The 12,757-nt window shown below is 62.0% G+C and carries 14 protein-coding genes; 4 read left to right on the plus strand and 10 right to left on the minus strand.

The genetic code is table 11. The features are described 5' to 3' along the window. Window positions 1-14: 14 nt before the first annotated feature. The 3 genes from ACPQ6D_RS03445 to murI all read left to right on the plus strand — a co-directional run bounded on the left by ACPQ6D_RS03445 (window position 15) and on the right by murI (window position 2,558). Window positions 15-863 carry a Uma2 family endonuclease gene (locus tag ACPQ6D_RS03445; protein WP_423222897.1) on the plus strand — a complete coding sequence of 283 codons (849 nt, stop codon included), beginning with the start codon at window positions 15-17 and terminating at the stop codon, window positions 861-863. 113 nt (window positions 864-976) lie between these two features. Beyond that, window positions 977-1,753: a gamma-glutamyl-gamma-aminobutyrate hydrolase family protein gene (locus tag ACPQ6D_RS03450; RefSeq protein WP_423222898.1), complete on the plus strand. Its 777-nt coding sequence runs from the start codon at window positions 977-979 to the stop codon at window positions 1,751-1,753. 13 nt (window positions 1,754-1,766) lie between these two features. Beyond that, the gene (gene murI, locus ACPQ6D_RS03455) at window positions 1,767-2,558 is read left to right on the plus strand and encodes a glutamate racemase (RefSeq protein WP_423223154.1); all 792 of its coding nucleotides are present in this window, start codon (window positions 1,767-1,769) and stop codon (window positions 2,556-2,558) included. 367 nt (window positions 2,559-2,925) lie between these two features. Here murI and ACPQ6D_RS03460 read toward each other — a convergent pair whose 3' ends face one another. The 9 genes from ACPQ6D_RS03460 to ygfZ form a co-directional block, all read right to left on the minus strand. Continuing rightward, entirely contained in the window at window positions 2,926-3,216 is a 291-nt protein-coding gene (locus ACPQ6D_RS03460; protein WP_423222899.1) for a hypothetical protein, read from the minus strand. Between the two features lie 97 nt (window positions 3,217-3,313). Beyond that, a complete protein-coding gene (locus ACPQ6D_RS03465; protein WP_423222900.1) occupies window positions 3,314-3,535 on the minus strand; it encodes a type II toxin-antitoxin system HicB family antitoxin in 222 nt (73 codons plus the stop codon). Beyond that, on the minus strand, window positions 3,532-3,786 hold the full coding sequence (locus tag ACPQ6D_RS03470; RefSeq protein ID WP_423222901.1) for a type II toxin-antitoxin system HicA family toxin: 255 nt from the start codon (window positions 3,784-3,786) through the stop codon (window positions 3,532-3,534). Before ACPQ6D_RS03470 ends, ACPQ6D_RS03465 begins: the two co-directional genes overlap by 4 nt. Further along, on the minus strand, window positions 3,773-4,087 hold the full coding sequence (locus tag ACPQ6D_RS03475) for a hypothetical protein (RefSeq protein WP_423222902.1): 315 nt from the start codon (window positions 4,085-4,087) through the stop codon (window positions 3,773-3,775). Before ACPQ6D_RS03475 ends, ACPQ6D_RS03470 begins: the two co-directional genes overlap by 14 nt. A gap of 10 nt (window positions 4,088-4,097) precedes the next feature. After that, on the minus strand, window positions 4,098-5,465 hold the full coding sequence (locus ACPQ6D_RS03480) for an ATP-binding protein (RefSeq protein ID WP_423222903.1): 1,368 nt from the start codon (window positions 5,463-5,465) through the stop codon (window positions 4,098-4,100). 18 nt (window positions 5,466-5,483) lie between these two features. Further along, complete coding sequence (gene gyrA / locus ACPQ6D_RS03485; RefSeq protein WP_423223155.1) at window positions 5,484-8,000, minus strand: DNA gyrase subunit A; 2,517 nt, start codon at window positions 7,998-8,000, stop codon at window positions 5,484-5,486. A 291-nt stretch (window positions 8,001-8,291) separates the two neighbouring features. Continuing rightward, on the minus strand, window positions 8,292-8,585 hold the full coding sequence (locus ACPQ6D_RS03490) for a DUF503 domain-containing protein (RefSeq protein WP_423222904.1): 294 nt from the start codon (window positions 8,583-8,585) through the stop codon (window positions 8,292-8,294). 89 nt (window positions 8,586-8,674) lie between these two features. Further along, window positions 8,675-9,490 (minus strand): lipoate--protein ligase family protein, encoded by an 816-nt coding sequence (locus ACPQ6D_RS03495; protein WP_423222905.1) that lies wholly within the window; start codon window positions 9,488-9,490, stop codon window positions 8,675-8,677. Beyond that, window positions 9,487-10,584, minus strand: a complete 1,098-nt coding sequence (ygfZ, locus tag ACPQ6D_RS03500; RefSeq protein ID WP_423222906.1) for a CAF17-like 4Fe-4S cluster assembly/insertion protein YgfZ — start codon at window positions 10,582-10,584, stop codon at window positions 9,487-9,489. The genes ACPQ6D_RS03495 and ygfZ overlap by 4 nt, the downstream gene beginning before the upstream one ends. A gap of 252 nt (window positions 10,585-10,836) precedes the next feature. On the opposite strand from ygfZ, the gene coaBC reads away from it, so the two are divergent. Next, window positions 10,837-12,057 (plus strand): bifunctional phosphopantothenoylcysteine decarboxylase/phosphopantothenate--cysteine ligase CoaBC, encoded by a 1,221-nt coding sequence (coaBC, locus tag ACPQ6D_RS03505; RefSeq protein WP_423222907.1) that lies wholly within the window; start codon window positions 10,837-10,839, stop codon window positions 12,055-12,057. Between the two features lie 31 nt (window positions 12,058-12,088). On the opposite strand, the gene ACPQ6D_RS03510 is transcribed toward coaBC, so the two are convergent. Next, window positions 12,089-12,742, minus strand: a complete 654-nt coding sequence (locus ACPQ6D_RS03510; protein ID WP_423222908.1) for an NUDIX hydrolase — start codon at window positions 12,740-12,742, stop codon at window positions 12,089-12,091. Window positions 12,743-12,757 lie beyond the last annotated feature (15 nt).

Consider the following 12,757-nt stretch of genomic DNA (forward strand, 5'->3'; position numbering starts at 1 on the left):
CAATGCGCCGGTCTATGATATACTTGGATGGGCGCGCCTCGTGTGATGGCGCCGCGGAGGAATGGGCGATGTTCGACTTGCAGACAAAAGCGCCGCCGGCCGGCTTTGACTTGATGATGCTTGAGTTACCGACAGAGGATGGTATCCCCTTGGAATCGAATTGGCACCGCATTGAGATGAACCTGCTGATTGACTCGATTCACTATCATTGGCGCCAGCGCAGCGACTATTTTGCTGGCGGCAACATGTTCATCTACTTCAGCGCGGAACAAGTGCGTAATCGAGACTATCGCGGACCCGATGTTTTCGTGGTCACCGACGTGGATGGCAGCCGTGAACGCGATGCTTGGATCGTCTGGGAGGAGAACGGTCGCTATCCCAATGTCATCATTGAACTGGCGTCACCGTCCACGGTAGACACGGACCTGGGCTTCAAGAAAGACTTGTATGAGCAGGTGTTTCGCACCACAGAGTATTTTTGCTACAATCCGGACGGACTAGAATTGCTTGGATGGCGCCTGGAGGCCGGCAAATACCGTGCGCTTGAACCCAATGCACAGGGCTGGCTGTGGAGCCATGAAATTGGCGCTTGGGTAGGCGCCTGGCAGGGCGAGGTTCTGCGCGTGAGGCAAACATGGCTGCGTTTCTACGGGCCTGATGGGGCATTGATCCCTACTTACGCCGAAGCGGAAGCGCAGCGCGCCGCGACCGAAGCGCAGCGCGCCGCAACCGAAGCGCAGCGCGCCGCAACCGAAGCGCAGCGCGCCCAGGAGGCCATCCAACGAGCTGAGACGGCGGAAGCAGAGGTCGCTCGGTTGCGCGCACTCCTGGCGGCCAGGAGCGGCACGAACGGACAGAATTGAGTATCGGCGCGTCGCGAGCCGCGTTGAGACGCGCGCTTCGTGTCGGGCTTAGGTTGAATAAGGCGCACGTGGGCGGCGCCGCTGGCAGCAGGATAGAAAAAAGGTAGAGCGTTATGGGAGTGAACGGAAACGGCTTGCGGCCGCGACAGCCATTGATCGGAATACCGAGCGCGCGTGACCGCTCGCAGCGCTACTTCGGACTGTCCATCTATATTCAGAATCGCATGTACGTCCAAGGGGTCACGTTAGTGGGCGGAGCGCCCATTACGATTCCGCTGGAATTGGACGAGATGACGCTGCGCACGATTTATGACAGCCTGGATGGCGTTTTTCTGCCCGGCGGAGAGGACATTGATCCCACGCTGTATGAGGAAGAACCGCATGAACTGCTGGGCGCGGTGGACAAAGAGCGTGACCGCACGGAATCGCTGCTTGCGCGCTGGGCGCTGGAAGAGAGCAAGCCCATCATGGCGATCTGTCGTGGCGCACAAATGCTCAATGTCGTGGCTGGCGGTACGCTCTTTCAGGACATCACGGCGCTGCGACCCAACTCAGAGAAGCACGACTATTTTCCGCCCCAATTCGAGCGTTTTCGCATCAGCCATGAGATCGAGGTGGACACAGGCAGTCGTTTGCACGAGATTATTGGCGGCGAGCACTCCGTCAACAGCATGCACCATCAGTCGGTCAAGACCGTTGGCCGCAATCTGCGCGCCGCGGCGTGGGCGCCCGATGGCGTGATCGAGGCAGTTGAGGCAGTCAACCATCCGTTTGCCATCGGCCTGCAATGGCATCCAGAGGAACTGGCCCCGCGCAACGATGCGGCCATGCTGCGCCTTTTCCAGACGTTTGTGCAAACAGCCGCTGGGTTGCGCAGTAACGGACATTGAGCCAACAGTGACCATGATCGGCATCTTCGATTCTGGCGTGGGCGGTCTCTCGGTTTGGCGAGAGGTCGCCCTTTTGCTTCCTGAGATTGATCTGCTTTACTTCGCGGACCAAGACTACTGCCCCTATGGTCCGCGCACCCTGGCTGACATCCGCCAACGCGTCGAAAAAGTGACCCGCTTCTTACTGGCCCAGGAAATTGACATGCTCGTGGTGGCGTGCAACACGGCCTCGGCCGCGGCGCTGGCGCACCTGCGTGGGTTGTTTAGTCTCCCGATCGTGGGCATGGAGCCGGCGCTGAAGCCGGCCGTGGAGAAGACGAACAGCGGCAAGGTTGCGGTGATGGCTACGCCGGCCACCTTCCAGGGCGAACCATTTGGGCGCTTGATGGCGCGCTTTGCATCTGGCGTGCAGGTGTTTGTGCAGCCTTGCCCGGGCCTGGTTGAGCAGGTGGAGCAGGGCGATCTGGACGGCCCCGCCACGCTCGGCCTGCTGCATCGTTACCTGGATGGCTTGCCCGCACAGGGGGTGGACGAACTGGTGCTGGGCTGCACCCACTACCCGTTTTTGCGTCCGGCCATCGAAGCCGTGGTTGGCCCCGACGTCCAGGTCATTGACCCGGCGCCGGCCGTGGCCCGCCAGGTGCGGCGACTGTGGGAACGGCTCGACAGGACAACGCTGGGCATAAGGCAATCGCCGCGCTTTTTTACAACCGGCGACATGGTTCGGCTGCGCCAGCAGCTCCGGCAGTTGCTGGGCAAAGAAGTTGCTGGCGAGGCAGATGTGCACGCGGTGAGTCTTGCGTGAATAAGGATGATCTCCCCACTTTTATCCCAAATTTTATCCCAAATGAATTTGGGATATTGCCAGCAGCGTGAGTTAGAGGTTGACCGGCTATTGTCATGTAGGCTGGGGCAGGAGAAAGGCAATGCTCTATGGCGTCATATCGGTTGGCCTACGTTGAGAAAGCGGCGCAGAATAGAGAACATCGAATTGGGGTAAAGAATCGCCGCCTGGTGGGACTGCCCTCCCCCACATGGCCTTAAGCCTTGCGGCTCGATCCGGCCGTAGTTGGCAGCTTATCTCTACCTCAGGCGGTAATTGAGAACAATATAGCATAACATGCGTGAGAATGCAATCGGTATAGCATAAGTCAATTCAACAGGCTCTGCGCTTATGCATCCTGCTCTTGGGACACTTCCCGGTCACTCGGCCATCGGCCGTGCCAAACGAAAAACCTGAAGCGCTCCCAGTCGGCCAGGCAGGTCAGTTGCCAGACCACATTGAGCAAGAGGCCCAGAAGGACAGAGGCGCCCGGCTTCTCCAGGGTGACGCCACGCCAGACCAGCACGGTCCACACCACGATGCCAGCCATGGCTGGAGCCAGGATCACAGGGAGCAAACGCCAGTCGGTATCAGAATCTGGAATCAGGTGGACGTGCATCAAATGCAGGCGGGCGGGCATACCTGGCACGCGTGCGACCAGGTAATGACATAGTTCGTGAGGAATAGTGTAAGACCAAGTTACCAGTCTATTCGTGCTTAGGCAGGTGCAAAAAGCCCTATGCCGCAAGTTGGTAGATGACGGGCCGGTAGCGGGGTGGAGGGATGGGCTTGCCCTCGGCGCGGGCGGCGTCGAGCCAGGCGCGCTTGGCGATCTCGGCCTGGGCCAGGGCATCGGCGGGAGTCAAGCCGAAGGCAGAGCACATGCGCAGATCAGGGATGTCGGCGATGTAACCTTCATCCTCGTCGCTGTAGAAGATATTGATGTGATAGTCCTTCATTCGTCGCCTTCCAGTTTCAAGTTGTACTGTTCGACCAACTGCAGGAACTGGCGTACCTGGTAGGGTTTAGCCTGGCCGTTGACCTCCTGCACGTTGACCAACTCGCGCACATCGGGATGCGTGTAGATGTGGTGGCTGCCGCTGACGCGCGCAAGCTGGAAGCCAAAGGCCACGACCAGGCCGGCAAAATCGTCGAAGCGGATATTCCTCGACCCGGCCAGGATGCGCTCCAGCACCTTACGCGGCTTCACGACTCACCTCGCCCGCATCGCTGTGCACCAAGTTAGCCTGTCCCTGAGTGTCACCAGGGGGCATGAGACCGGGGGCAGAGGGGGCTAAAACGCGCGGGAGCGCCATCATCACGTCGTCGCGGTTGAAGGTGACGACCGCATGTCCATTGTCGTGGGCAACGACAAAGCCTGTAGGCCCACCGAGGTGTCCGAACAGCCGCCGGCGCACTGGACTGTGATAGCGCTGGTTGGGTAGGCTGATCCTGATTTCGTACAGTTCACCGTGGTCTTTACAGTATTGCAGTAGTTCTTCTGGCGTCATGATTTCCCCATTATTTGAGGACGTAGTATGTGCCCTTCTTGTCGCCCACCTTCAGCAGGACGCCCTTGTCCACCATGTCGGCGAAATCGAGGCGTAGGGTTTCGGCAGACACGTCCGGGCACAGGTCGCGGTAGTCACGGTTGGTGATGCGGCCGCTGGTTTGGATGAACTGAATGGCGCGCAGTTGGCGCTCGTTCATGTTCTGCTGCCAAGCCGGGATCGGTCGTGAAGTCTGAACGTTCCTGAGCACGACAGAAAACGCGTAGGGCGTCGGCTTGAACTCCGGCTGGGGGTGGCCGTTCTTGACCATGTCCTCGATCATACGGTCAATGCCCAGCCCCAGCTCCTCGATGTAGCCCCATTGGAACAGGCCGTTCACCAGGCGTGGATTGCGGCTGAAATGCTCCTCTACGATATTATCCAGCGTGATGTAGCCGGGCAGGCCGCCTGGGCTGCTCATCTCCAGGCGGTCATCGAACATGCGCGCTTCGATACGACGCCCGCGCAGCCGGTAGTCCCGGTGGCAGACGGCATTGACCAGCGCCTCACGCACAGCAAACGGCGGATACTCTGGCTTCTCCTCGCGCTGCAGACCGCGCACGACAGCCTGCACGCGCATTTCGCTCCAGATGACCTGCCACAGGCGCTCGATCAGACGCGCCAGGGGACCGTTGATCTCTTCACGCCGGCCATAGCCCGGCAAGCCCTGGGGACCGCGGGCTTCGGTGCCGGTGAAGCGCACGAATACGGCCCCGCTGTGCGGCAGAAAGACCTGCGGCTCGCGTCCGAACAGGAGGATGCCGACGGTCGTAGGGATCAGGTCAGGCGTCAGCGCGCCGATTTGTGTCAACAGCTCGGAGCGTGACAGGGTGAGCTTGCGTCGCTGGCGCTCCTCGCGTTTTTCGATGTACTCGCTGATAATGGCGTCGTCCAGGTCGCTCAGGGTGGCGCCGGCCATCGGTTCGGCTTCGAAATCGCTGCTCGACTTGGTGGCCGCCAACTGGCGAATCTGCTCGCCGCCCAGCGGACCGTTCTGCGCGCCGCTGCGCACGATCACCCGACCGTCGCCCAGGCTGTGCAGTTCGGTGCTGCGCGGCACAAAAATGCTGATGACATTGCCTTGTACCGTGGGCACCAACTGCCATTCGGTTCTGACCGGAGGCCGGCAGTTGACCAGCGCATGGCGTAACGCGCCTTCGACTTCTTCTTCCTGCAGATTGCCCAGGACATGACCGGCCGGCGTGACGCCAAGCAGGATGTGACCGCCATCGGTATTGGCGAACGCGACCAGTGTTTCGGTCAGCCGCTCTGTATCCACGGTGGGCATACACTCAAGCTGAGGGCCGGACCGCCGACCGATGAGATTGGTCACAGACATAATGATGTTCCTAACGTCTTATGCCGGGGCTGACGCCGTCTCTTCCAACGGCGATGCGAGCGGCGAGGGTTCAACGGTTGGTATAGCCGGCTCCACCGCCGGCGCTGGTCCCAAGCGCACCATCACCGCCACGGTGTCGTCCTTCTTCAACTGCACCAGGCGTACACCACTGGAAGCGCGACCGTGGCGCGGAATATCTTTCACGCGCAGGCGCAGAGCAATGCCGCCGGCGGAGAAGAAGGCCACTTCTTCATCTTCCTGCACCACGCGTGACGATACGATGCGGCCATCCTTATCGAGCCGTGACTGTGCGAGGGTGACAACACCGCCGGTGTAGCGCCCCTTCGCGGCGTATTCATCCAGCGAAGAACGTTTGCCAAAGCCGCGCGGCGTCACCACGAGCAGGTCAGCGCCCGGTTCCACCACATCAAGCGACGTTACGCGGTCGCCCGCAGCCAAACGGATGCCCCACACGCCGCTGGCCGTGCGTCCCATCGCGCGCACCTCGTTTTCATCGAAGCGCAGCGCCTGGCCTCTTTCCGTCACCAGGATCAGCTCTTGCTCACCGCTGGTCACCCTGGCCCAGCCTAGTTCGTCGCCTTCCTCCAACGGCATGGCGATGATGCCAATCGGCCGCACCGCATTGAATTCGCTCAACTGCACGCGTTTGATGCGACCGCCGACCGTCGCCATGGTGACATAAGTGGCGTGTTCGAAATCTGGCACAGCCACCATGGCCGTGACCCGTTCATCCGGCGGCAGGCTGATGAAGTTGACGATGGGCAGGCCCTTGCCGGTGCGGCTGGCGTCAGGCAAATTGAAGGCGCGCTCGGAATAAATCCGGCCTTTGTTGGTAAAAAAGAGCACGTAATCGAGCGTGCGCGCGCTGAGCGCCTGCACCACCTGGTCTTCGTCGCGTGTATTCATGCCGACGACGCCGCGGCCGCCGCGTCCCTGGGCGCGGTAGACACGAGCCAGCGTGCGCTTGACGAAATTGTCCTGCGTCAGCGTCACCAGCACGTGCTCCTGCGGAATGACATCTTCGTCTTCTATACCGCTGCCGTCCGGCAGGATTTGCGTTCGGCGCCCATCGCCGAATTTTTCTTTCAACTCCAAGAGGTCAGTCTTGATGATCTGCAAGATTTTTTCGGGATGATCGAGCAGATCACGCAAGAAACTGATGCGTGCGGCCAGCTCCTGGTATTCGGCCTCGATCTTGGCGCGTTCGAGGGCCGCCAGGCGGCGCAGCTGCATATCGAGAATGGCCTGCGCCTGCACCTCGCTCAGGTTGAAGCGCGTCATCAACCCCGTGCGCGCTTCGTCCACGCTTTTCGAGGCCCGAATGAGTGCAATCACCTCATCCAGGAATTCCAGGGCAATGCGCAGCCCTTCCAGGATGTGAGCACGCTCTTCCGCCTTGCGCAGCTCGAAGCGCGTGCGCCGGGTCAGCACCTCCTGGCGGTGCTCAACATAAATCTGGAGTGCGCGGCGCAGCGAGAGCAGGCGCGGCTCGCCTTCCACCAGGGCCAGCAGGTTGACCCCAAACGTGCTTTGTAGAGGCGTGAGCTTGTAGAGTTGGTTGAGCACTTTGCGCGGCGAGGCGCTGCGTTTCAACTCGATGACGATCCGCATGCCCTCGCGGTCGGACTCATCACGCAGGTCGCTGATTTGATCCAGCCGCTCATCGCGCACCAGTTGGGCAATCCGCTCGAGCAGGGTGGTCTTGTTCAACTGGAAGGGAATCTCAGTGACGATGATGCGGAAACGCCCGCCCTTCGTGTCTTCGATCGAAGCCACGCCGCGCATGATGATGCGGCCTTTGCCGGTGGCATAGGCGCTGCGGATGCCCTCTGCCCCCATAATCAGACCGCCGGTCGGGAAGTCTGGCCCGCTGATAAGCTCCATCAAATCTTCCACCGTCACCTCGTCCAGGTGGTCCCAGTGGTCAATCAGATAAGCGATGCCATCAGCCAATTCACGCAGGTTGTGCGGCGGGATGTTGGTTGCCATGCCCACGGCAATACCAGACGAGCCGTTGAGCAGCAGATTGGGCAGCTGCGCGGGCAGTACAATCGGCTCCTCCAGCGAGTCGTCGAAGTTTGGCCCCCAATCTACGGTGTCCTTGTCAATGTCACCCAGCATGAGGTCGGAGATGCGCGCCAGGCGGGCTTCGGTGTAACGCATGGCGGCCGGGCTGTCGCCGTCAATGGATCCGAAGTTACCCTGGCCGTCAATCAACAGATAGCGCATGGAGAAATCCTGCGCCAGGCGCACCATCGAATCATAGACCGCCGCGTCGCCATGCGGATGATATTTGCCCAGCACTTCACCGACGATGCGGGCGCTCTTCTTGTACGGGGTGCCGGGACGAATGCCCATATCGTGCATTGCGTACAGAATGCGTCGGTGCACCGGCTTGAGGCCGTCGCGTGCGTCGGGCAGGGCGCGCGCGACAATCACACTCATCGCATAGTCCAGATACGCGCTGCGCATCTCGACGTCTATGTCAATGGGTTGGATTTTTCCGATTCGCAAATCAACCCCGTTGGCGCCAGTTGGCAGATCAACCCCGTTCGCGCTGGCTTGCAGATCAGCCCCGTTTATGCCGGCTTGTTGATCAATCCCGTTGGCGCCGGGTTGAAGCCCCCCCAGTTCGTCCGTCAAGGTATTGCTCCCATCTTACACGCAAAAACCGCACCCGGTAACATGACCGAGGCGGTTTGTTATTCCTCGAGCGGCCTATTATAGCAGTTTTTGTGCTGTTTCGCAATGTGGATGAGGAGAGCGTCACGGTGCGCGGGCGTGGGCGAGACGCCGGCAGAGATCTCATGTCAGTAATTCAATGTCGTAATCCACCACTTCGCAATCAAGGCGCCAGTGCTCGACGGCGTTCGCGACAGCCTGCAGCAGCCCATGTGCATAGTCGCTGCTGGCGGAGACGCAGGCTACGCCGAGCACCGCACGCTGCCAGTTGTCGTGCGCCTCCACTTCGGCCACCGAGACGTTGAACTCGTGACGTACGCGCGCGAGAAGGGATTTCAGAATGCCGCGCTTGCCTTTGAGGGAATTGTTACCTGGCAGACGCAGCTCAAGATTGAGATAAGCAACTGATGGTGGCATGGGTGGTGCAGAATGCAAAATGCAAGTTGTTGAACGTATGTTTTGTGGGGATGATGAGCCGCGCCATCCACCGCGGTGGTTTTGTCGGCTTAATGCTTGCCCGTCCACGCGGGATGGCGGTAGCGCTCGTCGAGCAAACGGTCGCAGCGCTGCTGTTCGCGTGCGCTGAGTTCGCCCGGCTCGAAGGTCAGATCCAGGTGCTCGGCAAACGCGCTGGTGAGCGCGGCGATGGCGTCGTTGATGTCAACCGACCGGCTTAGCTCCGCGGCCACGGTAGTGGCGCGCTGCGCCAGCGCCACGCGCAGGGATTCTCGTTCACTTTCCGAGGCAAAGGCCAGGCCGTCTACGACGCGGGTGATGTCCCCGGTCAGCGGCAAAGAGCCATGCTGCAGAACCCAGCCCTGGCGCCGGCTCTGCGCGCTGCCGATCAATTTGCGACCGTTGACGGTGATCTCATAGGCGGATGGGACTTCGAAACAAGCCGCGCTCACGTCAGGCGCGGCGCGTGTGTCGCCAGGCGCCTTCTTGACGGCCAATCCCATGCGCTCCAGGCCTAGCTCCAGGGCCTGGGCCAGGCGCAGGTACGCGTCTAACACGCCGCCACTCAAGCGCGGTTCAGACGCAGGCCCGGCCACGCTGTAGGTCAGTTCGTCCGTGTGCAGGATGCTGCGGCCGCCAGTGGGCCGGCGCACGATGTCGTATCCCAGGCGTTGGCAGGCCGCGCTATCCACTTCGGCCAGGGGCTGATTGCGCCCCAACGACAGGCAGGGCGGCGCCCATTGGTAGAAACGCAGCGTGGGCAGACCCTCGCCTGCGCCAGCCGATTCGGCCAGCGCCTCATCTATCGCCATATTCGCAGCGCCGTCCAGCGGCGCGGTGATCAGCAAGCGCCAGCGGTTGGTCATGGGCGTGTGAACGGCAGGTCAACCACGCGCGCCTCCAGGGTTTCGTCCCCGCTGCGCACCGTGACCATAGTCCCGGCTGCCGCGTAGTCTCGCTTGACAAAGGCCAGGGCGATCGGCCGCGCCAGGGCTGGCGAGTAGATGCTGCTGGAAATGGAACCAATGCTGCGGCCGTCGGCTTCGAGCGATGCGCCGGGCGGCGCCGCTTCCGTCAGGAGCAGCCCGCGCAGGTGACGCGTCACCTTGTCGTACGTGATCTGGCGCGCGATGATCTCCTGGCCGGTGTAGCAACCCTTGCTTTGACTGATGTACGCCAGCAGCCCGGCTTCCAGCGGCGTAACGGCGTCTGTCATCTCCACGCCAGGCGCGGGCAGCCCGGCTTCGACGCGCAGCAGATCATACGCTTCCCATCCGATGGGCCTGGCGGCTCGACTGAGCTCGCCGAAGTCCGCAGCGGCGACCAGCCTATCCCACACGGTTGTCCAACCGGCGGCCGGCGCCAGCACGCGCCAGGCATCCGCACCCGGCCCAGGCAAGCGCACGACGGTGACCGCGTGACCGGCCAGGCTGATCTCGCGCCATTGAAAACGCGCCAGGTCTGCGATGTCGGGCTGCTCACTGGCCGCAGCCAGGCACGCAGGCGCTTGCGGCCCCAGCAGTTCGAGCTGATGCGTCTCCGGGTTCAGGTCAGTCACCGTTACCTGATCCATGAAGAAAATCAAGCCGCGCAGATGACGCACCAGGCGTTCGCGCAAGGGCGGCCCATTCAGAATGATAAAATCGTCGGGCCGCGCCAGTACAGTCAGGGTGTCGAGAATGCGCGCCTGCGGATTGGTCAGCACCGTGATCATGGCCTGACCAGGGCGCAGCGCCTTGACATCGTTGGTGGTCTGCCGCTGAATGAAATCAACCCGCGTGGCGCCGGAGAGGCGCAGCGCGGCCATTTCGACGCGATCCAGCAGCGCGACCGCATGACGACCGGCCTCATACTCCGCGGCTGGCGCGCCATAGTGAGCCGGCCGCTCCACCCCGGCGATCGTCGTCACCGCAGCCGGCGCGGCCGCGGGCATTGAATTTGAAACAACCGATTCAGCCATCGCGTGCAATACCTCATCAAGACGCCAGCAGGTAACTCCCCGCCGGCAGCGTTCAACATGCAGCATGTCGCAGCATGTCTATGAAGGCGGGATTATATCATGCTGGCAGGCGATGCGCCAACTTGATTGATTGGCCCGCGGTCACGGCTGCGATTCGCGCGGGATGCGCTCGTTCAACAACCCTCGTATGTTATAATGCTATCATCTATGCCCGTGCGGCCGGGCGCAGTGGGCCGCGAAGAGGGTACTCACATGATCGAAGGTGCACGAATTCTCTTGGGCGTGACCGGCGGAATTGCCGCTTACAAAGCGGCCTTCCTGGCCAGCCGTTTGACGCAGGTCGGCGCGCGGGTGGATGTCATCATGACCACCGGCGCGGCCCGTTTCATCACGTCGCTGACGTTCCAGGGCGTCACCGGCCGGCCGGTGCACGATGATGTGTTCGGTTCATTGCCCGACGGTCGGATTGCGCATGTCAATTTGGCGAAAGAGGCGGATTTGCTGATCGTTGCGCCGCTCACCGCGCACACGCTGGCGCGCCTGGCGCACGGGCTGGCGGATGATCTGCTCACCGTCACCGCCCTGGCCTGCACCGCGCCGCTGCTGCTGGCGCCTGCAATGGAGGAGCACATGTGGCAGCATCCGGCGACGCAGGCCAACCTGGAGACGCTGCGCCAGCGCGGCGCGTTCATCGTCGGCCCGCTCAGCGGTCACCTGGCTTCAGGCGCCAGCGGCATCGGGCGTATGGTTGAGCCGGACGATCTACTGGGCGCAGCGCGCTATCTGCTGGGGCGTCGTGGGCCGCTGACTGGCCGGCGCGTGGTCATCACCGCGGGCGGCACCCACGAGCCGCTCGATCCGGTCCGTTTCATTGGCAATCGCAGCAGCGGTAAGATGGGCGTGGCGCTGGCCGAAGCTGCGCTGGACCTCGGCGCGGATGTGGCGCTCATTCACGGCCCGCTCGCGGTGGCCCTACCCTGGGGCGTGGAAGCAGTGGCCGTCGAGTCGGCGCAGCAGATGTGCGAGGCAGTGCTGGCGCAGCAGCCGACCACGGACGTGCTCATTGGCGCCGCGGCCGTGGCCGATTTCCGCCCTGCGGCCGTGGCGGAGCAAAAGATCAAGAAACAGCCAGGCGGCGGCGGCCTGACGATTGAGCTGGTGCGTAATCCCGACATTCTGGCGGTGGTGGCCGCGCAGCGCGCCCTCAGCGGGCGGCCGTTGGTGACGGTGGGCTTTGCCGCGGAAACAGAAAACCTGCATGCCAACGCCCAGGCCAAATTGGCGGCCAAAGGATTGAACCTGATTGTGGCGAATGACGTGACCGCCAGCGATGCCGGATTCGGCGTGGACACCAACCGCGTCACCCTGCTGGCGCTTGACAGTCCACCCGAAGCCTTGCCCTTGCTCAGCAAGGCCGCCGTTGCCGCGCAGATCATGCAGCGCGTCACAGCGTTGCTGCGGGGCCAGGCCTGATCTGGTCAGCCGGGGTTGCGCCGACGTAGGGTTAGCTAGGGCGAATGGAGCGCGGCGTCTGACCAAATAGACGCGCAAAGAAGTAGCCCGTTGGGCTTGTCAGGCGCAGCTCTTGCAGAATCTCACGTTCGGTGTACCACCCGATGATGTCGCCTTCATGGCTGAGGGTCGCTTCGCCAATTGCTTCACCCATAAAAACGTGCCAGACGTGAAAATCGGCTCCGCGCAGACACTCGTCGGCTAACTCCTCTGCCTCGCCCAGCCTGTGCGTGTTGAGGACGCCCAGTCGCGTTTCTTCATACGCCTCCCGCAGCGCCGCCTCTTGAGGAACTTCGCCGATCTCCAGGTGACCGGCGGGCATAGTGTAAAAGCCGACGGGGTGCGCAGCGCGCCGGAACAGGCAGTATTGGCGCTCAGCAGGCCCGGCACGCCAGAGGATCATGGCGACCGTAAAGTGACGCAGCTCGCCATCGGGCCGATATTCCCAGCGCATCTTGGGGTCAAAGACGAAGGCCCGGTCATGCACGTGGTCGCCATGCTCGTAGGCGGTCGTCCAGACGGGCAGGTCGGTCAACAAAGCGCCATCTTCGATGCAGTAGATTTGCCTGGCCGTTACACGACGCTCCGCATCCGAGTCGCCCAGGTGAGTGCGTAGATCGGCCAGGACTTGCTGCCGATTGGTCATGCGTTGCCTCCCGAA

The sequence above is a fragment of the Candidatus Amarolinea aalborgensis genome (genome assembly GCF_900491745.1).
Taxonomy (GTDB): domain Bacteria; phylum Chloroflexota; class Anaerolineae; order SSC4; family Amarolineaceae; genus Amarolinea; species Amarolinea aalborgensis.